Source organism: Pseudomonas sp. WS 5027, from assembly GCF_012985695.1.
GTDB classification, from domain to species: Bacteria; Pseudomonadota; Gammaproteobacteria; order Pseudomonadales; family Pseudomonadaceae; genus Aquipseudomonas; species Aquipseudomonas hygromyciniae.
In genome coordinates this window covers 124,697-149,799 of the sequence record NZ_JAAQWU010000015.1, presented here as the reverse complement: position 1 = coordinate 149,799, position 25,103 = coordinate 124,697, and the positions used below count along the sequence as shown (strand labels likewise).

General features: G+C 61.5%; 26 protein-coding genes. 13 read left to right on the top strand and 13 right to left on the bottom strand.

Annotation, left to right across the window (positions count from 1 at the left end):
• Positions 1–5 precede the first annotated feature (5 nt).
• Entirely contained in the window at positions 6–1,304 is a 1,299-nt protein-coding gene (fahA, locus tag HBO09_RS19235; RefSeq protein WP_169996291.1) for a fumarylacetoacetase, read from the bottom strand.
• A gap of 3 nt (positions 1,305–1,307) precedes the next feature.
• Entirely contained in the window at positions 1,308–2,591 is a 1,284-nt protein-coding gene (gene hmgA, locus HBO09_RS19230) for a homogentisate 1,2-dioxygenase (RefSeq protein ID WP_169996289.1), read from the bottom strand.
• A gap of 119 nt (positions 2,592–2,710) precedes the next feature.
• On the opposite strand from hmgA, the gene HBO09_RS19225 reads away from it, so the two are divergent.
• Positions 2,711–3,499, top strand: a complete 789-nt coding sequence (locus HBO09_RS19225) for an IclR family transcriptional regulator (protein ID WP_133715557.1) — start codon at positions 2,711–2,713, stop codon at positions 3,497–3,499.
• A gap of 43 nt (positions 3,500–3,542) precedes the next feature.
• Here the strand turns inward: HBO09_RS19225 and HBO09_RS19220 are convergent, their stop codons facing one another.
• Positions 3,543–6,083: a LuxR C-terminal-related transcriptional regulator gene (locus tag HBO09_RS19220; protein WP_169996287.1), complete on the bottom strand. Its 2,541-nt coding sequence runs from the start codon at positions 6,081–6,083 to the stop codon at positions 3,543–3,545.
• Between the two features lie 54 nt (positions 6,084–6,137).
• Here HBO09_RS19220 and HBO09_RS19215 point away from each other — a divergent pair, with 54 nt between their 5' ends.
• Positions 6,138–6,392, top strand: a complete 255-nt coding sequence (locus tag HBO09_RS19215; RefSeq protein ID WP_169996285.1) for a hypothetical protein — start codon at positions 6,138–6,140, stop codon at positions 6,390–6,392.
• 51 nt (positions 6,393–6,443) lie between these two features.
• Here the strand turns inward: HBO09_RS19215 and HBO09_RS19210 are convergent, their stop codons facing one another.
• The 7 genes from HBO09_RS19210 to HBO09_RS19180 all read right to left on the bottom strand — a co-directional run bounded on the left by HBO09_RS19210 (position 6,444) and on the right by HBO09_RS19180 (position 14,240).
• Positions 6,444–7,811: a DUF1329 domain-containing protein gene (locus HBO09_RS19210; protein ID WP_169996283.1), complete on the bottom strand. Its 1,368-nt coding sequence runs from the start codon at positions 7,809–7,811 to the stop codon at positions 6,444–6,446.
• A 30-nt stretch (positions 7,812–7,841) separates the two neighbouring features.
• Entirely contained in the window at positions 7,842–9,632 is a 1,791-nt protein-coding gene (locus HBO09_RS19205; RefSeq protein WP_169996281.1) for a DUF1302 domain-containing protein, read from the bottom strand.
• A gap of 584 nt (positions 9,633–10,216) precedes the next feature.
• Positions 10,217–11,128 (bottom strand): SDR family oxidoreductase, encoded by a 912-nt coding sequence (locus HBO09_RS19200; protein ID WP_169996280.1) that lies wholly within the window; start codon positions 11,126–11,128, stop codon positions 10,217–10,219.
• Positions 11,129–11,293: 165 nt separating this feature from the next.
• Entirely contained in the window at positions 11,294–12,238 is a 945-nt protein-coding gene (locus HBO09_RS19195; RefSeq protein ID WP_169996278.1) for an alpha/beta hydrolase, read from the bottom strand.
• Entirely contained in the window at positions 12,238–13,020 is a 783-nt protein-coding gene (locus HBO09_RS19190) for a class II aldolase/adducin family protein (protein WP_169996276.1), read from the bottom strand. The genes HBO09_RS19195 and HBO09_RS19190 overlap by 1 nt, the downstream gene beginning before the upstream one ends.
• A 151-nt stretch (positions 13,021–13,171) precedes the next feature.
• Entirely contained in the window at positions 13,172–13,858 is a 687-nt protein-coding gene (locus tag HBO09_RS19185; RefSeq protein WP_169996274.1) for an LrgB family protein, read from the bottom strand.
• Entirely contained in the window at positions 13,848–14,240 is a 393-nt protein-coding gene (locus HBO09_RS19180; protein WP_169996272.1) for a CidA/LrgA family protein, read from the bottom strand. Before HBO09_RS19180 ends, HBO09_RS19185 begins: the two co-directional genes overlap by 11 nt.
• Before the next feature lie 92 nt (positions 14,241–14,332).
• Between HBO09_RS19180 and HBO09_RS19175 the strand changes: the two genes are divergently transcribed.
• Positions 14,333–15,229 (top strand): LysR family transcriptional regulator, encoded by an 897-nt coding sequence (locus HBO09_RS19175; protein ID WP_169996270.1) that lies wholly within the window; start codon positions 14,333–14,335, stop codon positions 15,227–15,229.
• On the opposite strand, the gene HBO09_RS19170 is transcribed toward HBO09_RS19175, so the two are convergent.
• Complete coding sequence (locus HBO09_RS19170) at positions 15,210–15,665, bottom strand: flavodoxin (RefSeq protein ID WP_169996268.1); 456 nt, start codon at positions 15,663–15,665, stop codon at positions 15,210–15,212. The two genes, HBO09_RS19175 and HBO09_RS19170, sit on opposite strands and share 20 nt — an antisense overlap.
• Positions 15,666–15,768: 103 nt before the next feature.
• On the opposite strand from HBO09_RS19170, the gene HBO09_RS19165 reads away from it, so the two are divergent.
• Both HBO09_RS19165 and HBO09_RS19160 read left to right on the top strand, forming a co-directional pair.
• Positions 15,769–16,236: a PAS domain-containing protein gene (locus tag HBO09_RS19165; protein ID WP_169996266.1), complete on the top strand. Its 468-nt coding sequence runs from the start codon at positions 15,769–15,771 to the stop codon at positions 16,234–16,236.
• 58 nt (positions 16,237–16,294) lie between these two features.
• On the top strand, positions 16,295–16,900 hold the full coding sequence (locus tag HBO09_RS19160) for a hypothetical protein (protein ID WP_169996263.1): 606 nt from the start codon (positions 16,295–16,297) through the stop codon (positions 16,898–16,900).
• Between the two features lie 2 nt (positions 16,901–16,902).
• Here the strand turns inward: HBO09_RS19160 and HBO09_RS19155 are convergent, their stop codons facing one another.
• Complete coding sequence (locus tag HBO09_RS19155; RefSeq protein ID WP_169996260.1) at positions 16,903–17,862, bottom strand: MerR family transcriptional regulator; 960 nt, start codon at positions 17,860–17,862, stop codon at positions 16,903–16,905.
• Between the two features lie 214 nt (positions 17,863–18,076).
• On the opposite strand from HBO09_RS19155, the gene HBO09_RS19150 reads away from it, so the two are divergent.
• The 5 genes from HBO09_RS19150 (at position 18,077) to HBO09_RS19130 (ending at position 20,488) form a co-directional block, all read left to right on the top strand.
• A complete protein-coding gene (locus tag HBO09_RS19150) occupies positions 18,077–18,637 on the top strand; it encodes an antibiotic biosynthesis monooxygenase (protein WP_169996258.1) in 561 nt (186 codons plus the stop codon).
• A 61-nt stretch (positions 18,638–18,698) separates the two neighbouring features.
• Entirely contained in the window at positions 18,699–19,409 is a 711-nt protein-coding gene (gene folM / locus HBO09_RS19145; protein WP_169996255.1) for a dihydromonapterin reductase, read from the top strand.
• A gap of 55 nt (positions 19,410–19,464) precedes the next feature.
• A complete protein-coding gene (gene folX, locus HBO09_RS19140) occupies positions 19,465–19,836 on the top strand; it encodes a dihydroneopterin triphosphate 2'-epimerase (protein WP_029295577.1) in 372 nt (123 codons plus the stop codon).
• Between the two features lie 24 nt (positions 19,837–19,860).
• Positions 19,861–20,157: a DUF1244 domain-containing protein gene (locus tag HBO09_RS19135; RefSeq protein ID WP_032857713.1), complete on the top strand. Its 297-nt coding sequence runs from the start codon at positions 19,861–19,863 to the stop codon at positions 20,155–20,157.
• Entirely contained in the window at positions 20,150–20,488 is a 339-nt protein-coding gene (locus HBO09_RS19130) for a HopJ type III effector protein (RefSeq protein WP_169996252.1), read from the top strand. The genes HBO09_RS19135 and HBO09_RS19130 overlap by 8 nt, the downstream gene beginning before the upstream one ends.
• A 185-nt stretch (positions 20,489–20,673) precedes the next feature.
• Here HBO09_RS19130 and trxB read toward each other — a convergent pair whose 3' ends face one another.
• Positions 20,674–21,636 carry a thioredoxin-disulfide reductase gene (gene trxB / locus HBO09_RS19125; protein WP_029295584.1) on the bottom strand — a complete coding sequence of 321 codons (963 nt, stop codon included), beginning with the start codon at positions 21,634–21,636 and terminating at the stop codon, positions 20,674–20,676.
• Between the two features lie 292 nt (positions 21,637–21,928).
• Between trxB and cysZ the strand changes: the two genes are divergently transcribed.
• The 3 genes from cysZ (at position 21,929) to HBO09_RS19110 (ending at position 25,017) form a co-directional block, all read left to right on the top strand.
• Positions 21,929–22,684, top strand: a complete 756-nt coding sequence (gene cysZ, locus HBO09_RS19120; protein WP_169996250.1) for a sulfate transporter CysZ — start codon at positions 21,929–21,931, stop codon at positions 22,682–22,684.
• A gap of 83 nt (positions 22,685–22,767) precedes the next feature.
• Positions 22,768–23,760, top strand: a complete 993-nt coding sequence (locus tag HBO09_RS19115; protein WP_169996247.1) for a cytochrome-c peroxidase — start codon at positions 22,768–22,770, stop codon at positions 23,758–23,760.
• A gap of 78 nt (positions 23,761–23,838) precedes the next feature.
• Positions 23,839–25,017, top strand: coding sequence for a glycosyltransferase family 1 protein (locus tag HBO09_RS19110; RefSeq protein WP_169996245.1), 1,179 nt, complete (start codon positions 23,839–23,841; stop codon positions 25,015–25,017).
• The last annotated feature ends 86 nt before the right edge of the window (positions 25,018–25,103 follow it).

The window sequence follows — 25,103 nt, the reverse complement described above, 5'->3', positions numbered from 1 at the left end:
CCCTCTTAGCGCGCGGCGACCACGGTGCCGCGGCATTCGCCGAAACCGATGGAGGCAAATCCATCACGCTGGCAGCGGGCACGCAGGATGATTTCGTCCCCGTCTTCAAGGAACTTGCGCACCTCGCCCGAGGCCAGTTCGATCGGCTTTTTCCCGCCTTCGGTGATTTCCAGCAGGCTGCCGAACTGGCCGGCCTCAGGGCCCGACAAGGTGCCGGAACCAAACAGGTCGCCGGCCTGCAACTGGCAGCCGTTGACACTGTGGTGCGCGACCATTTGCGCCACGGTCCAATACATGTGCTGGGTGTTACTCAGGGTCAGGCGATGGGCTGGCAGGTTCTGCTCGCGCATCGCAGCCGTGGTGAGCAGCACTTCCAGTTCGATATCAAAACCGCCAGCGGCCTGGTCACGGGTGTCCAGCAGGTACGGCAGCGGCTGCGGGTCACCGGCCGGGCGTGCGGGCTGGGCCTTGCGGAACGGTTCCAGGGCTTCGGCGGTGACCACCCACGGCGAGATGCTGGTGATAAAGCTTTTGGACAGGAACGGCCCCAGCGGCTGGTATTCCCAGGCCTGGATATCCCGCGCTGACCAGTCGTTGAGCAGGCAGAAGCCGGCGATATGCTCGGCGGCGTCGCCAATGGCAATCGAGTCGCCCATGGCATTGCCCTGGCCGATCCAGATACCCAGCTCCAGTTCATAGTCCAGGCGTGCGCACGGGCCGAAGGTCGGTTCGCTCTGGCCGGCGGGCAAAGTCTGGCCCTTGGGCCGGCGAACCTCGGTGCCCGAGGTGCGGATCGTCGATGCACGACCGTGATAACCGATCGGCACGTACTTGTAGTTGGGCAACAAGGGGTTGTCGGGGCGGAACAGTTTGCCGACGTTCTGCGCATGCTCGATGCCGACGTAGAAGTCGGTGTAGTCGTTGATTTTTGCCGGCAGGTGCATCTGGCAATCGGCGGCCAGCGGCAACACCTGGGTGCCCAGGGCTTGCAACTTGGCTTGCTGGTCGCTGCCCTCGGCCAGCAGTTCCAGCAGGCGTTCGCGCAGGGCAACCCGTGGGCCGCGGCCCAGTTCGAAGAAGGCGTTCAATTGACCGCCTGCCATGGCGTCGATGGCGCGGCGCGCTTCACCGTCGAACAAGTCACGGGCAGCCTGCAGATCAAAAATATGCTCGCCAATCGCCACGCCACTGCGCGGCGCCGAACCGTTGAGGCTGAAGATGCCCAGGGGCAGGTTCTGCAGGGGGAAATCCGTGTGACCGTTGGCCGAGGCCACCCAACTACGGGTGAGAGTGGACTGAGTCATGGTTTATCTCCGATTCGGGTTGAAGGTTGCCGGCAACGTGGCCCAGCAAGCGTCGTAAGTGTTTTGCAGTTGCGGGCAGTCCAGGGCGAACCGGGTCGGGCGCAGCACCTGGCTGGTCTCGAACATGAAGGCCATGGTGTTATCGATCTTGTGCGGCGCCAGGTCTACGGCGATGGCCTTGGTGCAGGTCTCGCCATCCGGGCCATGGGCGCTCATGCAACTGTGCAGCGACGCGCCGCCCGGCAGGAAGCCTTCGGCCTTGGCATCGTAGGCGCCCTGGATCAGGCCCATGTATTCGTTCATCAGGTTGCGGTGGAACCACGGTGGCCGGAAGGTGTTCTCGGCCACCATCCAGCGCGGTGGGAAGATCACGAAGTCGAGGTTGGCCAGGCCATGGACGCTGGTGGGCGAGGTCAACACGGTAAAGATCGACGGGTCCGGGTGATCAAAACTCACCGTGCCGATGGTGTTGAAGCGGCGCAGGTCGTATTTGTACGGCACGTTGTTGCCGTGCCAGGCCACCACGTTCAGCGGTGAGTGGTCCAGGGTGCAGCCCCACAGCTCGCCGAGGAACTTCTGCACCAGGGGCGTGGGTTGGGACAGCTCTTCGTAGTGGGCGACCGGGGTCAGGAAGTCCCGCGGGTTGGCCAGGCCATTGCTGCCGATCGGCCCCAGGTCCGGCAGGCGCAGCGGCGCGCCGTGGTTTTCGGCGACGTAACCGCGAGCCTGGGCATCCAGCAGCTCGATGCGAAATTTCAGGCCCCGAGGCAACACGACGATTTCCAGCGGCTCGACCTCCAACACGCCCAACTCGGTGGCGATGCGCAGGCGGCCTTGCTCGGGAACGATCAACAGTTCGCCATCGGCGTTAAAGAACACGCGCTCCATGGAGCGGTTGGCGCGGTAATGATAGATGCTGATGCCTGAGGGCTTTTCGGCGCCGGAGTTAGCCACCATGGCCACCAGCCCATCGATAAAATCGGTGGGTTCTGCGGGAACATCCAACGGGTTCCAGCGCAGGCGGTTAGGCGTGACCTCACCCAGCGGGCCACCGGCCAGTTGCCGTTCCAGTTTGACGAATGCCGGGTGATTGGCCGACGGCTGGATGCGATACATCCAGGTGCGCCGGGCTTCGCTGCGCACCATAGTGAAGGCGGTACCGGAGAACAGCTCGGTGTACAGCCCGTAGGGCGCTTTTTGCGGGGAGTTCTGGCCGACCGGCAGTGCACCTGGCAAGGCTTCGCTGGCAAATTCATTGCCAAAGCCCGATTGATAATCGAGGGTCATGGATCGTCCTCAGTAAGGAAGTTGTTTTTATCGTAATCCAGTTACGCATAACGTAATTTGCTCCGTATCGACCGTCAAGCTATAAAGACCGCCATTCGTCTTTGGGACACACGTTCTCCATGGAAAAGCCGCCCGCCCCCCGCGACACCGGTAAACAGAAAGTCCGCTCGGCCGAAGTCGGCACCGACATCCTCAAGGCCCTGGCCGAACTGTCGCCGGCCACCTCCCTGTCGCGCCTGGCCGAACATGTGCAGATGCCCGCCAGTAAGGTCCACCGCTACTTGCAGGCGCTGATTGCCTCGGGTTTTGCCGAGCAGAACACCGCCACCAACCATTACGGCCTGGGTCGCGAGGCCCTGCGCGTGGGGCTCGCGGCACTGGGCAGCATGGATGTGCTGAAAGTCGCCACCCTGCCCCTGGCGCAACTGCGCGATGAGTTGAATGAAACCTGCTTTCTCGCGGTGTGGGGCAACCACGGCGCGACCGTGGTGCATATCGAACCGGCCGTGCGCGCGGTCACGGTGGTGACGCAACTGGGGTCGGTGTTGCCGCTGCTCAGTTCCTCAACCGGGCTGGTGTTCAGTGCCTTTTTGCCGGAGCGGGAAACCGTGGATCTGCGCGCGCAGGAGGTCCAGGCCGGCACCGCCCATGCGCTGGCGGACGATCAGGCGTATAGGCAGGCCTGTGAGCAGATTCGCCAGCGTGGCCTGCACTTTGTGCATGGCTTGCTGATGCCGGGGGTCGATGCGCTGTCGGCGCCGGTGTTCAACGCCATGGGGCAGGTGGTGGCAGTGATGACCGTGGTGGGGCCGACCTCGTTGTTCCATGCCGATGAAGATGGGCCCGCGGCCAGGCAATTGCTCGCGGCGAGCCAGGCGGTGAGTTGGCGGATGGGGTATCAGCCCTGACTGCACGCACGCGGGTAAATGTGGGAGCTGCGTTGCTTGAAAATCAGGCCATCAGTCCCAGGGTCTTGGCCTTGGCCACCGCCTGGGTGCGGCGCTCCACCCCCAGCTTGCTGTGGATCCGCCGGGCATGGGTCTTTACGGTGTGCAGCGAGATAAACAACAGATCGGCAATTTCCAGGTTGGAGTTGCCCAGCGCAATCAGCTGTAGCACCTCCAATTCCCGTTGGCTCAGCGGGTTTTCCCCCGGTGCCGCCACCGCCTCCTGCGGTTCAAGCCCCAACTCACTGAGCAACCCCGGCTGGCGCAGGCGCAGTTCACGCACCGCCTGCTGCACCTGGCAGCGCGCCGCCAGGGCCAGCCCGGTTTGCAGCGAGCGCACCGCCTGCGCTCGCTCGCCCAGTTGCCAGGCGACCTCGCCCAATACCAGGTGCAACTCCACCTCCAGGCATTGCATGCCGCGCTCGCGGGCGGTGTCGAGCAAGGCTGTAAGCCGCTGGATAGGCTGCTCGGCCTGGCGCAGTTTGACTTGGGCCAGCACCAGCAGGTATTCCAGCCGGGGGATCAGTTCCAGGGTCGCCGGCGGTGCCTGTTTTGCCTGGGGGCCGTGGTAGTGGCGTAGCACCCGGCTGACCGCTTCCTGGGTCAGCTCGGCCCGCCCCTGTTGCAACCAGAAATGCCCGCTGAGCAATAGCAACACCGCCCGGTACACCGTGTCGGGCACGTGCCGGCGTTGCATCAGGCGTTCGGCGTCACGTAGCTGGATAAACGCCTGGGCGTAATCACCACGATTGGCCGCCAGCATTGCCATCCCGAGGAAACCATAGAGCACACGCTTGTCCTGGCTGTGCAGGCACATGCCCATGCCCGCTTCGAGGCACTCGGTGGCCAACGCGTCATGCCCCTGACGCAATGCCAGGTGGCCACGACGCAAGGCTATCCGGCCCATCAATGGCCCGGCCTTGAGGCGCTGCTGCACCAGCATCGCCTGCACGCCTTCCAACAGGCTCTGGGCCCGGTACGGTGCGCCCCGCTGCTCCAGCAGTTGCGCATGGTCAAGTTCCAGCACCGCCTCCAGCAGCAACGACCCATTGGCCCGCGCCAGGCACAACGCCTCACGATTGAGGGCCTGGGCCACGTCCAGTTCACCGCGCAACAACGCTTGCTGGGTCAGCCCCGACAAACACATTAACCGCGACGTCCAGGCACTGTCCGGCAAGTCATTCAACGCCTCCAGAAAATGCTCGCGCGCAGGTACCGCGTCCCCCCCAAGATGCAACAACCAACCCCACTGCGCCTGCCAGCGCGCCAGCAGATGCCGTTGCAGGGCGGCTGTGGGTTGCGGGGTGAAGCGCGCCAGTTGGTCGATACATTGCGCGGCCTGGTCGAAACGCCCGGCAAACAACAACGCGGCGGTGACCAGCCCCACCAATTGCGCCGAGCCGAGCATCAGTTCGTCGCCATGTTGCTCATGCAGGCGCAACAACAGCACGGCGTTTTGCTGGCGGAACAAGTCTTCAAAGCTGAAGTGCTCCAACAGGCTGACCGCCACTTCGTATTCCTCAGCCAACAGCGCCTGCTCAAACGCCGCCTGCCAATCCTGGGCAGCGGTAAACCATTGGCAGGCGCGCCGATGCCAGGAGCGCCGGGCCGGCCAGGGTTCGTCGCGCAGCAACTGGGCCAGGGGCGGGAAGACCTGCAGCCAGTCTGGCGAGTCTTCCCAGGGCTCGATAAACGCACCCAGGGCCTGAAGGTCGCGCAGGTAGTCGGCGCCATCGCCAAACCCGAACAGGTGCTCGCACAATCCCGGGTTGAAACGCGGCAGATGCGCCAGAACCCGCCAGGCTTCCTCCAATTCTTCAGGCAACGTGCTGAACAGCTCGTGTTGCAGATAATCGAGCAAGGTTTGCGAACGCCCATGCCAGGCGCCGCTGTCGGGATGGCTGTCGCCTTCGAGCAGGGCGATACGCACGCCTGCGCACCAGCCCGTAGAAAATTGCAGGACTTTGTCGGCGCACTGCCCGGCAGCGGCGTGATGATCGAGCAGTTGCTGGACCTCGCGCTGATCGAACGCTAACTCGCTGCCGCCGCACTCCCACAATTCATCATCGAGCAACAACCGCGGCCAATTGCACGCCGGCCGACGCCGCGCGCCCAGCCACCAGATCAAGGCCGGGCTACTGGACGCCAGCAGCCGATCGAGCAAGGCATCCAATGCGGGCGCCGCTACCCGGCAATAGTCATCGAGAAACAGCCAGGCCGGCGCTTGCCAGCGGCTCAAATCCAGCAACAAGCTGGCTTCATCGACAAACGCCAGGCCCAGGCTTTGTGCCAGGCGCTGGCACAAAGCCTGGGGATCCAACGCCGTGCCATTGAGCGGCAACCAATACACCTGGCAACTCGCCGGTGCCTGCTGGGCGCATTCGGCCAACAAGGCACTCTTGCCACTGCCGGCCGGCGCACACAGCAATCTGACCCGCGCCTCGGCCCCCAACAACGGCTCGGCCAGGCGTGGGCGCAGCAAATGGTGGGAAGACAAACGTGGCATGAATCCAGGACGATCCAGGCGACGGGTCATGGCGGTCATTACAGCGTCCCTTTTTTATTTTTATGCGGCGTGCGGCCTACCGTAGTCCCGTCGGTGGGCGTTGTTGAAGAAGTATTCAGCGGGCTGATTGCCGGACATAAAAAAGCCGGGTTTGAAAACAAGCCCGGCACGATCAACGGTGGGAACTGGCTTGCCTGCAATGGCCATCGGTATCTACACAATTTTGCCGCAATGCATAAATCCAAGCAGATAGAGTTGCTGTGGCTGTGGCTGTGGCAAGCCCGCTCGCCACGGGGAGTTCGTCGGTGTTTGAGCGTTGTGCAGATGTCGGTGCACTCATTTACCTGACACTCCGCCATCGCAGGCAGCTCCCACAATGATGGGATTTACAACCTTGGATCAGCGTACGCCCGAGGCACGCAGGGCCGAGGGGGTGTAGTCCGCCGCCTTGGCATTGAAGCCGAACACAAAGCTGCTCTTCTCCTCGTTCTTCATGCCCAGGGCGATGTAGCGGCCGGCGATGATGTCGTACAGGGTCTCGACGGTGTAGGCCGGGGTCTGGTGGTTGTAGTAGAACTGCGCATGACCTTCGGCAACGCGCCACAGTTGGCCACGACCGTCATAGTGATCCACCAGCGCCACCTGCCAGCTGTCTTCGTCGATGTACATATGGCGCTTGGCGTAGATGTGCCGCTCGCTCGGCTTGACGGTGCCCACCACCTCCCACACCCGGTGCAGCTCGTAGCGGGTCAGGTCCTGGTTGATATGCCCGGCCTTGATGATGTCGTCGTACTTGAGCGAAGGCGAGTCGAGCTTGTAGGCGTTGTAGGGAATGTACATTTCCTTCTTGCCCACCAGCTTCCAGTCGTAGCGATCTGGTGCACCGGAGAACATGTCGAAGTTATCCGAGGTGCGCAGGCCGTCGGACGCAGTGCCCGGACCGTCGTAGGCCACTTGCGGTGCGCGGCGCACGCGACGTTGGCCGGCGTTGTAGATCCACGCCAGGCGCGGTTCCTTCACTTGGTCGAGGGTTTCGTGTACCAGCAGCACGTTGCCCGCCAGGCGCGCGGGGGCGGTGACCGACTGTTTGAAGAACGTCAGCACGTTGGCGCCCTTGGCCGGGTCCATGTCCGGGATCAGTTGCGGCACCGCCACTTCTTCTTCGAAACGAATCGGCGTGTAGCTGCCGTTGGTCTGCGGTGTGGCCTGGGTGATGATGCGCCGCAGGTTGCCGCCGTGGTAACGGGTGATGTGGTTCCACAACACTTCGACGCCATTCTTCGGAATCGGGAAGGCGTAGTAGCGGTTGCCGGTGAAATTCTCCAGGCCGTTGCCGTCGTTGATCGACTTGACGTTGAGTGCGCTGCGCTTGATCGACTCGTAGATATCGTCGGGCAGGTTGACCGTGCGGTGGGTGGTGTAGACCGGGATTTTGTAAGTCTCGGGGTAGCGTTTGAACATCGCTACCTGGCCGTCCGACAGTTTGTCCTTGTACTTGTCGACCGTGGCCGCAGTGATCACGAACAGCGGTTTTTCATTGGCGAACGGGTCGGCCAAAAAGCCCTTGCTGTCCACGGCGCCAGCGTTTTTCGGGATGCCGCCGGTCCAGGCCGGGATCGAGCCATCGGCGTTACCGGCCATTTGCGCGCCGATCGGAGTCAAGGTGGTTCCAAGCTTGGCGGCTTCTTCCGCTGACACGGCAGCCATCACGTTGGCGGCCAACAGGCTGAGAGCCAGTACGCCGCACTGCAAAATCATCTTACGCATGGTTATTGTCCTTGTTCTTTTTTAGCCGAATCAGAAGTTCACGCCAAAGCTGAGGGCGAGGAAGTCACGGTCGGTCAGGGTGTTGTAGTCACCGCCAAAAAAGTCGGTGTAACTCAGGCTCGCGGTGTAGGTGTTGCGGTAGTCCGCATCGACCCCGACGCTGAGGGCCTTGGCGCCTTCGTTGAACAGACCGTTGGGGCCATAGCCCTTCACGTCATGGGACCAGGACAGGTTGGGCTTGAGGTTGATCCCGGCGATCACGTTGTTGTAATCGAGAATGGCCCTGGCGCGATAACCCCAGGAAGTCGCCGTGACGAAGCCGTCGGTATCACCGCCAAAGCCGTATTGGCCATAGACCGAGTCGCGGCCGTAGCGCAGCTTGGTTTTGTTCTCCAGCCCGCCCACCCGCACGATGGCCGCCTCGCCGACTACGGTCAGGCGTTCGGCGCCCAGCACCTGGTCGAAAAACTGGGTCATGGTGGTTTGGAACTGGGTGATTTCCTTGCGCCGGTAGCCGGTGTTGTCGGCGCCGAATGAGCTGCGGATGGGTGACACGGTGTTACCGGCAATCGGGTTGACCAGGGCCAGGGTCAGGTCGGTGGTATTGAGTTGCACGGGCGCGTTGGGACGGTAGCTGATTTCCCCGGTCCAGGCCGTGCCGGTGGGCAAGGTGGTGGAAAAGCTGGCGCCGTACAGGCGGATGTCTTCCGGGTAATCCAGGTAGTACTGGCCGCGCCCGAGCATCACACTCTGCGCCAGGCCAGCGCCACTGCCGGGGGCAATGCCGTTGGCGGTATTGATGATATTGCCGATGGTCGCAAGGTTGGTGTTGGCCGTGAGCGTGCCCACGGTCGGCGTGCGGCTGTGGTAGTTCATGAAATACAGGCCGTACTCGGTGTCATCGCCCAGCCAGCGCAAGGCCATGCCGAACTGCCCGGAGTCGCGGGCATCACGGTCGGCGGCGCGGCGCACGATCACCCCTTCATTGGTCACGCCAAAACCCTGGCCGAACGCGGCGGCGACCGGTTGCAGCGGGCGGATCGCCGGGCTGCCGACGGTGTAGTTGTTGGTGCAGCCATCGGCCGCCACGTCGCCACCAAAGAAGGTGCCGCAGTTATCCAGCACCGTCTGGTCCCATTCCAGTTGGTAGAAACCTTCCACGGTCAGTTGGTTGGTCAGGCCCTGGGAGGCGAACAGCATGTTCACCGGAATCAGGCCCTCTTTAATCTCGGCGCCGGGACGGCGGAAGGCCGAGACGTCGATGGGGTTGATGCTGTTGATGGAGTTGCCGATGAAAGTACTTTCGCCCCAACTGACCACCTGTTTACCGGCGCGCACGGTGCCCGGCAAATCGCCCAGGGAGTAGTTGTGATAGACGAAGGCATCGAGTATCTGCGCCCCGCTGGATTTGGAGCCTTCCTTGCGGTTGTGGTCGCTGATGGGCTTGAACTCGCGGTCTTCGTCCTTGAGTTCGAAGTCGTACCAGTATTTGCCCCGTACAAACACACCGGTATCGCCGTACTTGAGCTCCAGGTCGTGCAGGCCCTTGAAGATTTTCGAGAAGGTCTCGCCTTTCTTGAAGTTCAAGCGCCCGTCATCCCCGGTGGAGGCCTGGCCACTGCCGCCGTTGACCGTGCCCACCAGCTTGCGGTCGGCATCGCGCATGCCCCAGCTGGCACCTACCGACAGCGACGAATCGAATTGCCCTTCGATCTCGCCGATGTTGAATGAAACAGCCTGCGCCTGAGCGCAGCAACCCAAAGCAACCGCAGCGGCCAGCGCCTGTGGCCTGAAGATGGCGCGCATTGTTGTTTTTGTCATGCGTCTTCCCCGGTGGTGTGACAGAAGGCCCCACCCTACTGCCCGCCATCAGGAGCGATAAGCGCACCAAGGAGGTATTCGTGTTGTCGCTCGAAAGGATGAGTGCAGGCTCTAGCGCGGGTATTGGCAGGCCTATCGACGTAGTGGATGAAGGGTTATCAAGCGAATGGATAACCCCCCGCCCCCTGTAGGAGCGAGCTTGCTCGCGAAGAACGTTAACGATGACGCGTTTTGTCTGGTTTAACGCGGCGCCCTGAAGTTCTTCGCGAGCAAGCTCGCTCCTACAGGGGCGGGTACTGTTGTTGTTTTGGTAATAGTCCTTGTCCTGAATCAGTATTTTTCATTCCGCCACAAGGGACTATTCTTACCGGGCCTTCAGAACAAACTGTCCGTTTCCTGGAAGCCAGTCTTCAACAGATTGAAGCGTATTTTCAGTCTGTTACCCGTGTTCACTGACGTTGATTTGTAGCTCCTTGATCCAACGTCTTACTTCGGCCGCTGCGTATGCAGCGGCCTTTTTTATGCCTGAAACAAAGCGGGGCGCCATCAGCGCCCCGCAGGATTGAATGTTTTTCAGGTAACGATCACAGGCTGTATTTGTGCAGGTTGTCCATCATCTCTTTCAAGGCTTCGATGTTGTCCTTGGGATGGACCGCCCCTTCAAAGTCGCAGATCTGCTGCCAGTGCGCCGCCACATCCTCTGGCGAGAAGCCTGCCTCGGGATCAAAGCCCACGCCCAGGCTGCGCTCCCAACGGGTCTTGCCGATCCAGCCGCCCCCTACCTCGAACAGCCCTGAGGTTTCCTGGCACGCCTCGCTGCCCAGGTACACCACCAGCGGGCTGACCAGCTCGGGCTTGAGCCGCTCGAACACCTGTGGCGGGATCAGGCCTTCGGTCATGCGCGTGCCGCCCGTGGGCGCGATGGCATTGACCAGGATGTTGTTCTTGCGCCCTTCCAACGCCAGGGTACGGGTCAGGCCATACAGACCGAGCTTGGCCATGCCGTAGTTGGATTGGCCGAAGTTGCCGTAGATGCCCGAAGTCGAAGCCGTGAAAATCACCCGGCCATAACCCTGCTCGCGCATATGTGGCCAGGCAGCGCGGGTGACCTTGTAGGCGCCTTCGACATGCACGCGATAAACCAGGTCCCAGTCGCCGTCCTCCATTTTATGAAAGGTCTTGTCGCGCAGGATCCCGGCGTTGTTCACCACCACGTCGATGCGGCCAAACACCTCGAGGGCGTGTTGCACGATCTTTTCGCCGTCGGTCACCGAATCATGGTTGGCCTCGGCAATGCCACCAGCCTCGCGGATCTCGGCCACTACGCGGTCGGCGGCCGAGGCGTTGGCGCCTTCGCCCTGAGTCGAGCCGCCAAGGTCGTTGACCAGAACTTTGGCCCCGTGCCTGGCGAACAACAGCGCATGGGCACGACCCAAGCCGCCACCGGCCCCGGTGACGATCACGACTTTATCTTGGAACTGCACAGACTCACTCATAGGGAACTCCAGCGAAGACAGTGGACGATGGGTTGAGTGTCAGGCACGGAGCTTGTGGTCACAATAAATACGGGCGGGGGTGAATGGTGCGCAATAAGGTACGGGGATGATCGGCTGGTGTGGGAGCTGGCTTGCCTGCGATTGCATCACCTCGGTGCAACTGATTTACCGAGGTGTACGCATCGCAGGCAAGCCAGCTCCTACATACGCCAGTTCCCATAGTTGATCTTTACTGGCCTCGATACCCTCGCGAAACGCCAAGTAGTGCTTGAGCACCTGCACCGGCGCCTCCACCTGCGGGTAGTGGCCGATATTGGCCAGCAACACCGTGTCGGCATCGGGTATCAGCTCGCGGTAGCGCGCAACCATATGCGCGCCGGAGATCGGGTCGACTTCGCCATCGATCACCCGCAACGGCACTTCACCGCGCTGCATGGCCGCTACCCAGCGCTCGCGTTGGCGTCGACGCTGGGGAATGTAGGCGATGAGTTTGTGCAGGATCCGTGGGCCGTCGTTGTTTTCGATCAGACTCCAGAAGTCATCCAGAGCGCTTTCGCTGGGGCGGGTGCCGGGGCCGAAGATCTGCTTGAAGCTGTCGGCCAGGGCGCTGCGCCCGAATGCACGGCCGATCATCCACCCCACGGGGCTGAGCAGTAGTTTTTGTACCAGCGCGGCGCGGTGGGTCTCGGGGAAGAGCCCGCCGTTGAGAAATACACAACTGGCCAGTTGGAACCTGCCCTCGTAGTGTCGGGCGAGCAGCTCTTGAGCCACGCTGTCGCCGTAGTCATGGGCCATGATATGCACCGGCTGCTGCACTCGCAGATGGGCCAGTAATGCCTGCTGCAGGTCAGCCTGTTCCAACAGGCAATAGGTGTGGTCCAGGGGCTTGGCCGAGTCGCCAAAACCGAGCATGTCGCAGGCAATCACCAGGTTGCGCTGGGCCAGGGGCTGCCAGAGGTAATGCCAGTCCCAACTGGCACTGGGGAAGCCGTGGATCAGCAGCAATGGCTCGCCCTGCCCGGCCACCCAGTAACGGATGGTCTGCCCACGAAAGACAAAACTCTGCCCGCGCTTGCGCCAGGCGCTCAGGGGGATCTCGGCCAATGGCATTAGAGTCGGTATCCGGGGTCTTGTTGATCGAGCTTGCGCAGCAACGCCGGCCAGGCCAATGCCCCGCCCATGCCTTGGGCGCTCTTGGTCACGCCGGCAATCATCGCCTTGGCCCCCGCCAGAATCTGCGGCTCGATGGCGATCAATTCGGCCCCGCCGTTTTGCGCCAGCACCTGGATATCGCAAGCGCGCTGGAAGGTGAACATCATCAGGAAGGTATCGGCGATGGTCGCACCGCAGGTCAGCAGGCCATGGTTGTGCAGCATCAGGAAATTGTTGGGCCCCAGGTCGGCTTGCAGGCGGGCCTTTTCCTCGTGGTTCAGCGCCACACCTTCGTAGGCGTGATAAGCCAGGCTCGAGAGCACGAACAACGATTGCTGGCTGATCGGCAGCACGCCCTGCTTCTGCGCCGAGACGGCCACGCCGGCGGCGGTATGGGTGTGCAATACGCACACCACGTCGTGGCGAACTTCGTGTACCGCGCTGTGGATGGTGTAGCCCGCCGGGTTGATCTCGTAGGGGCTGTCCATCAGCTTGTTGCCGGCCTGGTCGACCTTGACCAGACTGGAGGCGGTGATTTCGTGGAACATCAGCCCGAACGGGTTGATCAGGAAGTCTTCGGTACCCGGCACCTTGGCCGAGATGTGGGTGAAAATCAGATCATCCCAGCCATGCATGGCCACCAGGCGATAGCAGGCTGCAAGGTCGATACGGGCCTGCCATTCGGCAGCGCTGACCTGGTCTTTTACACTCTGTGTCGATTGAACGGTGGCTAGGCTCACGGCAATGACCTCGACGCTGTGGTGTTCTTATTATTTTTGGACTGGAGGGCCAGTCTAGTCAGACCTCGGGCAAGCCGTAGTTGCGTTGGCAGCCAGCTTGATGACCGAGCGAGTCAACCGTGAGGATAGTTCGGATTCGTACAATGTGGTGTCAGAGAAGCGACGCCAATAAAGGTGCGGCAAACAGGTTGAGCAGCCCCGTCAGCACCATCACCAGCCCCGCCACCGAGCCCTCTTCGCCGCCCACTTCATGGGCACGACTGACACCAGCACCGTGGGCGCCCACGCCAAACAACGCGCCCCGCGCCAGGGCACTGCGCAGCGGCAACCACTTGAGCAGCACCCCGCCGAGCATGGCGCCGAACACACCGGTGAACATCACGAATACCGCCGTGAGTTCCGGCACGCCGCCCAGGTCGTGGGCCAGGGGCATGGCAAAGGGCGTGGTGATCGAGCGCGGCACCAATGACAGGGTGACCGAACTGTCCAGAGCCAGCGCCTTGGCCAGACCGAAAGAAGTGCCGATGGACGCCGCGCTACCCGCCAGCATCCCCAGCAACAATGCCGACCAGTGGCGTATCAACAGCTGGCGCTGCTGCCAGATCGGGATGGCGAACGCCACCGTCACGGGTCCCAACACCAGCATCAGCCAATGGGTGTCGGTGGCGTATTCGGCATAGGCAGTGTTCAGCGGCACGGCCACCGCCAGCAGCAGCGCGGGTACCAGGATCAGCGGCGACAGCAAGTAGCGCCCGGTACGCCGGTAGATCCAGCGGCTGAAGCCATAGGCCACAAGGGTCAGGGCCAGCCAGAACAGTGGCATCAGTTCAAGCTTCATGGCGCAGCTTCCAGCGGCAGACGAGTTCGACGGTAAATGCCGTGACCAACATCACCATCAAGGTGCTCAGAGCGATCACCAGCATGATCCGCCAACCGTCATGGCGCATCAGGCCACCGTAATCGAGCAGGCTCATCAGCGCCGGGATGAAGAACAGCAGCATCTCCGCCATCAGCATGCCAGCGCCCAATTGCAGGGCTGCCGGCTTGATCACGCCACTGGCGAACACCAGCAACAGCAGGCCCAGGCCTATGACCCCGCCCGGAATCGGCCAGGCCAGCCACAGGGCCACTTGGCAGCCCAGCAGGTAAATCGCCAGCAATACCAGCAGCTCAATCAGCAACCGGGTCAAATGTTTGAAGGTGAAACGTTTAGTAGACATGGGTTCCTCGCAGGCCCTCATTTTAAAGAGCCCCCTAGCATCCCCAAAGCGAATTGTTAGACTGCAAGCCATTCCAATCTGGAATTACCGTAATGGAATTCAAACAACTGCGCAGTTTTATCGAAGTGGTCCACCGTGGCGGTTTTACCCAGGCAGGGAAAACCTTGCATATCAGCCAGTCCGCCGTGAGCAAGCAAGTGGCGCAACTGGAGCACAGCCTGGGCACGCCGCTACTCGACCGCATTGGCTCACAGGTACGCCTGACCGCCGCCGGGCACGTGGTGCTGCAACGGGCCGAGGCGATGCTGCGCCTGCAAACCGAGTTGTTGAGCGAGCTGGACGACTTGAATCAGTTGACCCGTGGCGAGTTGCGCATGGGCCTGCCGCAACTGGGTGGCGACACACTGTTTGCCGGCTTGTTTGCCGAATATCGCCGGCGCTATCCCAATGTCAGCATCCAATTGCTTGAGGGCGGCAGTCGCAATATCGAACAGGCGATCCTCGCCGGAGAGCTGGACGTCGGCGGCAGCCTGTTGCCCACCGATCCGGCGTTTGCCTGGCAAGCCTTCTGTGACGAACCCCTGGATGCGCTGCTGCCCGTGGACCACCCGCTGGCACAGCGTGGGCAGATTGGCTTGGAAGAATTGGCCGACACGCCGTTTTTGATGTATCAGCGCAGCTTTGTGCTCAATGACCGACTGCTCCAGGCCTGCCAGCAGGTGGGCTTCACGCCCCGGGAAAGCGGGCGCAGCGGCCAGGCGGATTTTCTCGTGGCGCTGGTGGCCGCCGGCCAGGGCGTGGTGCTGCTGCCCAGCGTGGTCGCGCGCGGCCTCGAACGGCCTGGCGTGGTACGCCTGACACTCAGGGCGCCTGAGTTCCTGCGCTGGGACATCGCCTTTATCTGGCGCCAGGGCGCCTATCTGTCGAAAGCTGCCCTGGCCTGGCTGGCGTTACTACGCGAGTATCCGATCAGCCGCGCAGTGCCGTGACCAGCTTTGCCAGCCATGGCTCGGCATCGGCTTCCGGGGTGACGCTTTCGCTGGCATCCAGACGCAGCATCGGCAGCACTTCGCGCACGCCCAACTCGCCAAACAGCTCGCGCATCTGCTCGCCGCCACCGCAGAAGGTATCGCCGTAGCTGGCGTCGCCCAGGCCGATCACCGCTCCCGGCAAACCGCGCCAGGCGGCGGGCAGTTGATCGCGGATCGACGAATACAGCGGCATCAGGTTGTCCGGCAACTCGCCCATGCCGGTGGTGGAGGTGACGGCCAGAAAGGCGTCCGGGGCGAAGTCCTGCACATCGGCCAGGCTCGCCCGCGGGTTATGCCAGGCCTCGAAACCGGCCACGTTCAGAATATCCATGGCGTGGCGGGCAACTTCTTCTGCCGTGCCATAGACCGAGCCGGAAAGGATGGCGACTTTCATCAATCTGATCCTGTAGTTGAGTGAAAACCTGGGATATTAACAGCTGGCAGCCGGGCGAGTTGTCTTACACTAAGAAATCCACAAACACGCTATGGATCGCTCAATGATCAACGCCAAGCTGATGCAGATGGTGGTCAACGCCTCCAACGACGGAATCTCCGTGGCTGAGAGGGAAGGCAAGGACAAGCCCCTGATTTACGTGAACCCGGCCTTCGAACGTATGACCGGTTACAGCCTGGACGACATCCTTTACCAGGATTGCCGCTTCCTGCAAGCGGGTGACCGTGACCAGCCGGCCCTGATGGCCATTCGCGACGCCCTGGACAGTGGCGGCGCGTGCCGGGAAATCCTGCGCAACTACCGCAAGGACGGCACGCACTTTTGGAACGAGCTGTCGATATCAACGGTTTACAACCCAGCCGATCAGCAGACTTACTTCGTCGGCGTGCAAAAAGATGTAACGGTTCAGGTCAAGGCCCAGCAGCGTGTAGCCCAGCTTGAAGCCCAGGTGGCGCAGCTTACAGCCGAGCTGGCAGCACTCCGAGCGACGAGCGGATCTAACAAACTTTAGAAAACACGGTCTTTAGGGTGATAATCAGTTTAATCACGCATTTCCTTGAGCCACATCAATGCAACGCGACGCGCTTTTGACGCAGGACGAACTGGACTTCATCCAGAACATGCACCACAACCCGCAACTGAATGTGCGGGATGTGTCGTCGAGCCTGACGGTCAATGGCGGAGCGCAGATCCGCGACCTGCTCACGCGCCTTGCGGCCCATGAACAGGTAACGATCCAGGCGCAGTTCGATAACCAGCAGATGACCTTTCCCCTGCAATTGGTGGAGGACGAGTTTCATGCCCTGCACCTGCGCCTGGGGGTACCGAGCATTTTTGAAGACGGGCCGATGATCCGGCCTTGGCGCCTGGTCCTCGAAGAGCCGGTCGCCCTGGAAAACGTCAAGGGCCAGCCCGGGGCGCTATGGGTACATGAAGTATCGTTCAAGGGCCTGCTGGTGCAGTCTCGTGGTCGCAGTAAACCACCCAGGACATTCTCGATGTGGTTCAGCCCATCGGGCTACGAAAGGATTGCGGTGCGTGGCACGCTGGAGCGCGAGACCGCTCGCGGGCTGTTTGCCTACCGCTTGAGCCAGAACGATGTGGATGAAACCGAGCGCCTGCGCCAGTTCATCCTGCAACAGCATCGCCTGGCCCACCCCGAAGTGCATGCCTGAATTCAGGTATCCAGGGTTCCCCTGAGGAACTGCTGCAAGCGCCGCTGCATCAACCTTCCCTCATTGCCCAGGCAGCCAATGGCAGTATCGGCCAGAAGCTGCTCGGCCATGTCCGAGGCATCACCGGCCAGCAGCAGCGGGCACTCCAGGGTCAGGGCCAACCGCCCCAACCGCTTGGGCAACTCATGGGTCGGGGAACGGTTGGAGAACAGCACCAGCACCTGCGGGCGGGTCTTCTCGCAGATCAGCGTCAACTCACCCAGGGGCTGGCCCACGTTCAGCACATGCACGGCCAGTTCATCACCACTGAGCATGAGCCCCGCCACCAGCAATTCCAGTTCTCGGCATTCACCGGCAACAGCCGCCAGCAGTACCTGCGGCGTGCGGCCAGTGCGGGCCAGTTGCAGGCGCTGGGTAATCCGCGCACGCAGGAAGCTGTCGAAAAACAGCCATTCGCTGGCTTGGCCAAAATGGCCCTGATGCCGCAACAATTGGCGCCAAAGGGGCATCATAATGTCCTGGAACACCACCGCAGCGGGGTACGCCGCAAAGATCTGCCCATACAGGCGCTCCAGTTGCAGCTCATCAAACGCGCCGATGGCCAATTGCAACTGCTGCTGCCACTGGACCCACTCATGGTCACCGCTGCCTTCCAACTGTTGCTGCAGTGAAGACAGTTGCGCATCGTCCCGGGCGAGGATTTTCCCGACTTTACTGACCGCCACGCCCCGCTCGATCCAATCCAGAATGCGATGAACGGTCTCGATGTCCTTCTGCGTGTACAGGCGATGCCCACTTTCGGTGCGCACCGGCTGGATCAAACCATAACGGCGCTCCCACGCACGCAGGGTGATCGGGTTGATACCTGTCAATCTTGCGACTTCACGAATCGGAAACAACTCATCCGCGGCGGCTAGACCGCCATGCTCAAGACCGGGGGGCAGGGCTGTGATTACAGGCATCGAATGACCAGGAACTTATACGAAGTTGGATCCCATTTAACGCTTTTATACCTGTCTTTTTCAAGGGACCTGCCCTGCCGTCCAATGCCGCTGGTGTATTTCGTCAAATCAGGAATAATCCTTGCCTGTTTTTCTGCGTCGCCGCCCTACCCTGCGGTTTCGCCAGGGACGCCACCTACCCGGTGCCGCGCTCCCACGCATTCGGAGATACACAATGTCTACCCTACCCGTCACCTTGATGGTCGCGCGCCGTGCTGCCCAAGGTCGTTATCAGGACATGATGAGCTGGCTGCGCGAAGGCGAGCAACTGGCCACGGACTTCCCCGGCTACCTGGGTTCGGGCGTGCTTGCACCGCCTGCCGACGGTGGCGAATTCCAGATCATCTTCCGCTTCGCCGACGAGCAGACCCTGCACGCCTGGGAGTTCTCCGCCTCGCGTAGCGCCTGGCTGGGGCGCGGCAGCGAACTGTTCGCCGACCCTATGGAGCATCGTGTCAGCGGCATGGAAGGCTGGTTTGGTGCCGTGGGCCAGCGCCCACCGCGCTGGAAACAGGCTGTGGCGATCTGGTTGGCGTTTTTCCCGGTGTCGCTGCTGTTCAACTTCGGCCTGGAACCGTTGCTGGCCGAGTTGGGCTTATTCAGCCGCGTGCTGGTCAGCACCCTGGCCCTGACGCCCTTGATGGTCTATCTGTTCATTCCCCTGTCGACCCATTTGCTGGCCGGCTGGCTCAATCCTGCTCCGCGACGGGTAAAACCTGCCGAAGCAACCGTTTGAGCCGATCCGCTACAGGCCGGTCGCTGGTATAGTTTTAGCTTGCCCGCGACCCGAGCTTCCCATGACCTCCACCCCCGCCCCGATCTTGATCACCGGTGCCGGCCAGCGTGTCGGCCTGCATTGCGCCCAGCGCTTGCTGGATGAACAGCAACCGGTGATCTTCAGCTACCGCAGTGAACGTCCCGGCGTGCAGGCCTTGCGCGAGCGTGGCGCGGTTGGCGTATTTGCCGACTTCTCGTGCGAGGCCGGTATCCTGGCGTTCATCAGCGAACTCAAGACCCATACCGGTAGCCTACGGGCGATCATCCACAACGCCTCGACCTGGGCCGCAGAAACACCGGGGGAAGAAGCCAACGCCTTTATCGATATGTTCAGCGTACACATGCTTGCACCGTACCTGATCAACCTGCATTGTGCTGACTTGCTGAGACGCTCGACGCCGGCCGACATTGTGCATATCAGCGACGACGTCACCCGCAAGGGCAGCCGCCAACATATCGCCTACTGTGCCACCAAGGCCGGACTCGACAGCCTGACCCTGTCCTTCGCCGCCCAATACGCGCCTCGGATCAAGGTCAATGGCATCGCGCCAGCCATGGTGATGTTCAACGAAGGCGACGACGCGGCTTATCGCGCCAAGGTCCTGGCCAAGTCGGCACTGGGTATCGAACCCGGGCCGGAGGTGATTTACCAGAGCGTGCGTTACCTGCTGGACAACCCTTATGTGACCGGCACCACCCTGACCGTCAATGGCGGGCGGCATGTCAAGTAAACCCGAACACCAGCCGCCTGGGGTTCCTGCAACTGATTGGACGGAGCAAGTAGCAATGCCACAACTTCAACCAGGTATGGCGCGCATCCGGGTCAAGGACCTGTGTCTGCGCACCTTCATTGGCATCAACGAGGATGAAATCCTCAACAAGCAAGATGTGTTGATCAACCTGACCATCCTGTATGCCGCACAAGACGCCGTGCGCGACAACGATATCGACCACGCCTTGAACTACCGCACCATCACCAAGGCCATCATCGCCCACGTCGAAAGCAACCGCTTTGCCCTGCTCGAACGCCTGACCCAGGAAGTGCTGGACCTGGTGATGAGCAATGAGTCGGTGCTGTACGCCGAGGTCGAAGTCGACAAGCCCCATGCGCTGCGCTTTGCCGAGTCGGTTTCGATTACGCTGGCGGCCAGCCGTTAACCCCCCTGAATCTGCGTGAACCTTATGACCGATCAACAACGCCTGGAACTTGAAGCTGCTGCCTTCCGCCGACTGGTTGCGCACCTGGACAGCCGCAAGGATGTACAAAACATCGACCTGATGAACCTGGCCGGGTTCTGCCGCAACTGCCTGTCCAAGTGGTACAAGGCCGAGGCCGACGAACGCCAGATCGAGGTCAGCCTCGATGACGCCCGCGAAGTGGTGTACGGCATGCCGTACGCCGAGTGGAAAGCCCAGTACCAGCAAGAAGCCAGCGCCGAACAACAAGCGGCGTTTGCCAAAGGAAAAACCCATGACTGACCTCAACACCCTGCGCGCCAGCCTCGACAGCGGCGAACACCTGTTTGCCGATACCCTGGCCTTTATCGCCGCCGGCTACGACTACCAGCCACAGGCCTTCACCAATGGCAGCGTAGAAAACGCCGCCGGGCAGAACGAAGGCTCGTGCAAGACCCTGGGCCTGGCACTACTCGAAGGCTTGAGCGACCAGCAAGCGTTGCTGGCGTTTGGCGAGCATTATCGTTCGGTACTGGCGACGCCTGAGGGCACAGACCACGGCAATATCCGCGCATTGATCGAACACGGGTTGGCGGGAGTGAAGTTTGTTCAGCAGCCTTTGACCCGCCGCTGATCCAGCTTGCAAACCCGGTCAATGTGGGAGCCGGGCTTGCCCGCGATGGCAGTGGTGGCTGTCACACCGCCATCGCAGGCAAGCCAGCTCCCACACTGATTGGATTGCCAGATTGAGATTGCGGTGTTCGTCCAGTTACACACAAAAAAACCGGCCTCGCGGCCGGTTTTTTTTATTGCAACGGTTTAGAAAGAAGCGTCTTTCAAGCCGTCGAGGTAACGCTCGGCATCCAGGGCCGCCATGCAACCAGCGCCGGCCGAAGTGATGGCCTGGCGGTAGACGTGGTCGGCCACGTCGCCAGCGGCAAAGATGCCTTCGATGTTGGTCGCGGTGGCGTTGCCTTCACGACCGCCCTGCACCACCAGGTAACCGTCTTTGGCAGTCAGCTTGCCTTCGAACAGCGAAGTGTTCGGAGTGTGGCCGATGGCGATGAACACGCCGTCGACTTTCAACTCGTCGAAGCTGCCATCGTTGTTTTTCAAACGCGCACCGGTCACGCCCATGTTGTCGCCCAGGACTTCATCCAGGTTGGCGTTGAGCTTGAGGATGATCTTGCCTTCGGCAACCCGCGCGTGCAGCTTGTCGATCAGGATCTTCTCGGCGCGGAAGGTTTCACGACGGTGAACCAGGGTCACGGTGCTGGCGATATTGGCCAGGTACAGTGCTTCTTCCACGGCGGTGTTACCACCACCGACCACAGCCACCGGCTTGTTGCGGTAGAAGAAACCGTCGCAGGTCGCGCAGGCGGAAACGCCCTTGCCCATGAAGGCCTCTTCCGATGGCAGGCCCAGGTAACGGGCGCTGGCGCCGGTGGCGATGATCAGGGCGTCACAGGTGTAGACGCCGCTGTCGCCAGTCAGGCTGTAGGGCTTTTTCGAGAAGTCCACGGCATTGATATGGTCAAAGACGATTTCGGTCTCGAAGCGCTCGGCGTGTTCTTTCATGCGTTCCATCAACACCGGGCCAGTCAGGCCGTGGACATCGCCCGGCCAGTTGTCGACTTCGGTGGTGGTGGTCAACTGACCACCCGCCTGCATGCCGGTGATCAGCAACGGCTTGAGGTTGGCCCGGGCCGCGTAGACCGCAGCGCTGTAACCGGCAGGGCCGGAACCGAGAATAATCACTCGCGAATGACGGGTATCAGACATGACTCACTCCTATCGACCGCCCGGACTACAGAGCGGCTGGAATAAAAAAGGACCGCGAAGCACTTGGGGAAGGCTTGAACTCGCAGGCCCTGAAAATAATGGGTGCAGCGTATAGAGGGGGGCAAGATTAAGGAAATACGGAATAACAATCCAGCTCATAGGTGGTCTCTATCTTGTACCCCCGATTAATCGACATGTTTGTTACCGTTAATGTCGACTCGCTGACCGTGCTTTCACCGCTTTCGCAAAGCCGGTAAGGTCGGCGCGTTTGCCCTTTTACCCGGAGTTACCCATGCCCGCCCCCGTTCTGTCAGGCCCACAATACCTGCGTGAAGGCCTGAAACTGGTCTTGAGCCCAGGCCTGCGCCTGTTCGTCCTGCTGCCCTTGGCGATCAACCTGATCCTGTTCGTCGGATTGATCTATTTTGCTGGCCACCAGTTCAGCCTGTGGGTCGACACCTTGATGCCGACGCTGCCCAGTTGGTTGAGTTTCCTCAGCTACATCCTGTGGCCACTGTTCGTGCTGCTGGTGGCCTTTATGGTGTTTTTCAGCTTCACCATGCTCGCCAATATCATCGCTGCACCCTTTAACGGCTTTCTCGCCGAAAAAGTCGAAGTGGTGGTACGCGGCACCGATGACTTCCCGGCCTTCAGCTGGGCCGAGCTGTTCGCCATGGTCCCGCGCACCCTGGCCCGGGAAATGCGCAAACTGGGCTACTTCCTGCCCCGAGCCATCGGCCTGTTTATCCTGTCCTTCATCCCGGTGGTCAACCTGATTGCCGCACCGCTGTGGCTGTTGTTCGGGGTGTGGATGATGGCGATCCAGTACATCGACTACCCGGCGGACAACCACAAACTGGGCTGGAACGAAATGCTTGCCTGGCTGCGCCAGAAGCGCTGGCAGAGCATGAGTTTCGGCGGGATTGTTTACCTAGTGTTGCTGGTGCCGGTGGTCAACCTGCTGATGATGCCGGCGGCGGTAGCCGGGGCGACGTTGTTCTGGGTACGCGAGCAAGGTGCCGAGGCGATGCTGGCGAAAAAACCCTAGGCTGTTCGATTGACCTGGGTCATGGCGATTTGCCCATACAGAGCACATGGTTATTAAAACTATAAGCCTGTGGGGAGCGCACCATGTACAAACCGTTGATGCTGATGTTTGGATTGATGTTGGGCGGCGAGGCCTGGGGGGCCGCCGCCGCCAATGAGCCCATCCTGCCGGTGCAACCGGCGAAGATCACCGATGCCAATAAGGTCGAACTGGGCAAGCAATTGTTCTTCGACCCACGCTTGTCCAAGTCCGGTTTCATTTCCTGCAACTCGTGCCACAACCTGAGCATGGGCGGCAGCGACAATCTGCCCACCTCCATCGGGCACAACTGGCACCAGGGGCCGATCAACTCACCGACGGTGCTCAACTCCAGCATGAGCGTCGCGCAATTCTGGGATGGACGCGCAGCGACCCTGCAAGAGCAGGCCGGCGGCCCGATCGCCAACCCGGGCGAAATGGGCTTCACCCATGACCTGGCCGTGGACGTGCTGCGCTCGATCCCGCAGTACCAGGCCTCGTTCAAAAAAGTGTATGGCGATGACGGCATCAAGTTCGACGATGTGACCAACGCCATCGCGGCCTTCGAAGAAACCCTGGTCACGCCCAACGCCCCGTTCGACCGCTGGCTGATGGGCGATAAAAAGGCCATCAGCGCCACGGCAGCGCAGGGCTACCAGTTGTTCAAGAGCATCGGCTGCGTGGCCTGCCACAACGGCGAGGCGGTTGGTGGCAGCACCTTCCAGAAAATGGGCATGGTCGAACCCTATGCCACCAAGAACCCGGCCCAAGGCGTGGCTGGCCTGACCGGCAAGGATCAGGACCGGATGATGTTCAAGGTGCCGACCTTGCGCAACGTCGCCCTGACCTACCCCTACTTCCACGACGGTGCTTACTGGAACCTGAGCGAAGCAGTGGACGTCATGGCCCGCCTGCAATTAGGGCGCAAGTTGAGCACTGATGAGGTCAGCCAGATTGTCGCGTTCCTCGACACCCTGACTGGCGACCAGCCGGACTTCAAGCTGCCGATCCTCCCGCCATCCTCGGCCAAGACCCCGCATCCTACGCCGTTCAACTAAGCCAGCACCGGGCCTGTCGTCATAAATCCGTCATCGCGATGACACAATGACGACATGGCCCGCGCCGACACTGGCTGCATGACGACAGCTTTCCTGAATATCACCCTGATTACCGAAACCTTCCCACCGGAAATCAACGGCGTGGCCAACACCCTTGGCCGCCTGTGTGAAGGCCTGCGCGCACGTGGACATCAGGTGGAGCTGGTGCGCCCGCGCCAGAATGGCGATTTGAGTCGCCAGAGCGACGACGGCCTGCTGCTGTGTCGCGGCTGGCCTCTACCGGGCTATCCCGGCCTGCAATGGGGCCAGTCCTCTATGCACAAACTGCTGCGGCGCTGGAAACGCCAGCGCCCGGACGTACTGTACATTGCCACCGAAGGCCCGCTGGGCTTGTCGGCTTTACGGGCGGCGCGCCGCTTGGGGATCAGCGTGGTCAGCGGTTTCCATACCAACTTCCAACAGTATTCCAGCCAATACGGCCTGGGCATGCTCAGCCGCATCCTGACCCACTACCTGCGCTGGTTCCATAACCGGTCCACCCTGACCCTGGTGCCCAGCGTCAGCCAGCGCCTGGAACTGGAACGCCGCCACTTCGAACGCCTGGACCTGTTATCCCGCGGCGTCGACAGCCAACTGTTCCACCCGGCCAGACGTGACAACGTCCTGCGTGAACAGTGGGGGCTGGGCAATGAAGATATTGCCGTGATGCATGTCGGACGCCTGGCACCGGAGAAAAACCTTGGCCTGCTCAAACGCTGCTTCGAGGCGTTGCAGGCGACTTATCCACAGCGTCGGATGAAGCTGATCGTCATCGGCGACGGGCCGCAACGCGAGGCACTGGCAATGTCGCTCCCCACCGCGACTTTCTGCGGGACACAACGCGGTGAGGAGCTGGCGCGCCACTATGCGTCGGGGGACCTGTTTCTGTTCCCCAGCCTCACCGAGACCTTTGGCAATGTGGTGCTGGAAGCGATGGCCTCGGGACTGGGCGTGGTGGCCTACGACCAGGCGGCCGCCACCCAGCATATCCGCCATGGCTACAGCGGTGCCGTGGCAATGCCTGGGGATGAGGATGCGTTTTGCGACGCTGCCTGTTGGTTGCTGGAGGAACCGGAGAGTCTGCGCCGGGTGCGCCTGAATGCGCGCCAGCACGCCAGTCGCCAGGGTTGGCCGGCGATTATCGAGCGATTTGAACATCAACTGCGCGGGGCGTGTGGCGAGGATTTGCTGGAGACGGGCGGATCGAAGCTGACCTGACGGGCCCTATCGCGGGCGAGCCCGCTCCCACAGGTTGATTGCATTCCAATGTGGGAGCGGGCTTGCCCGCGATGGCGCCCGTCAAT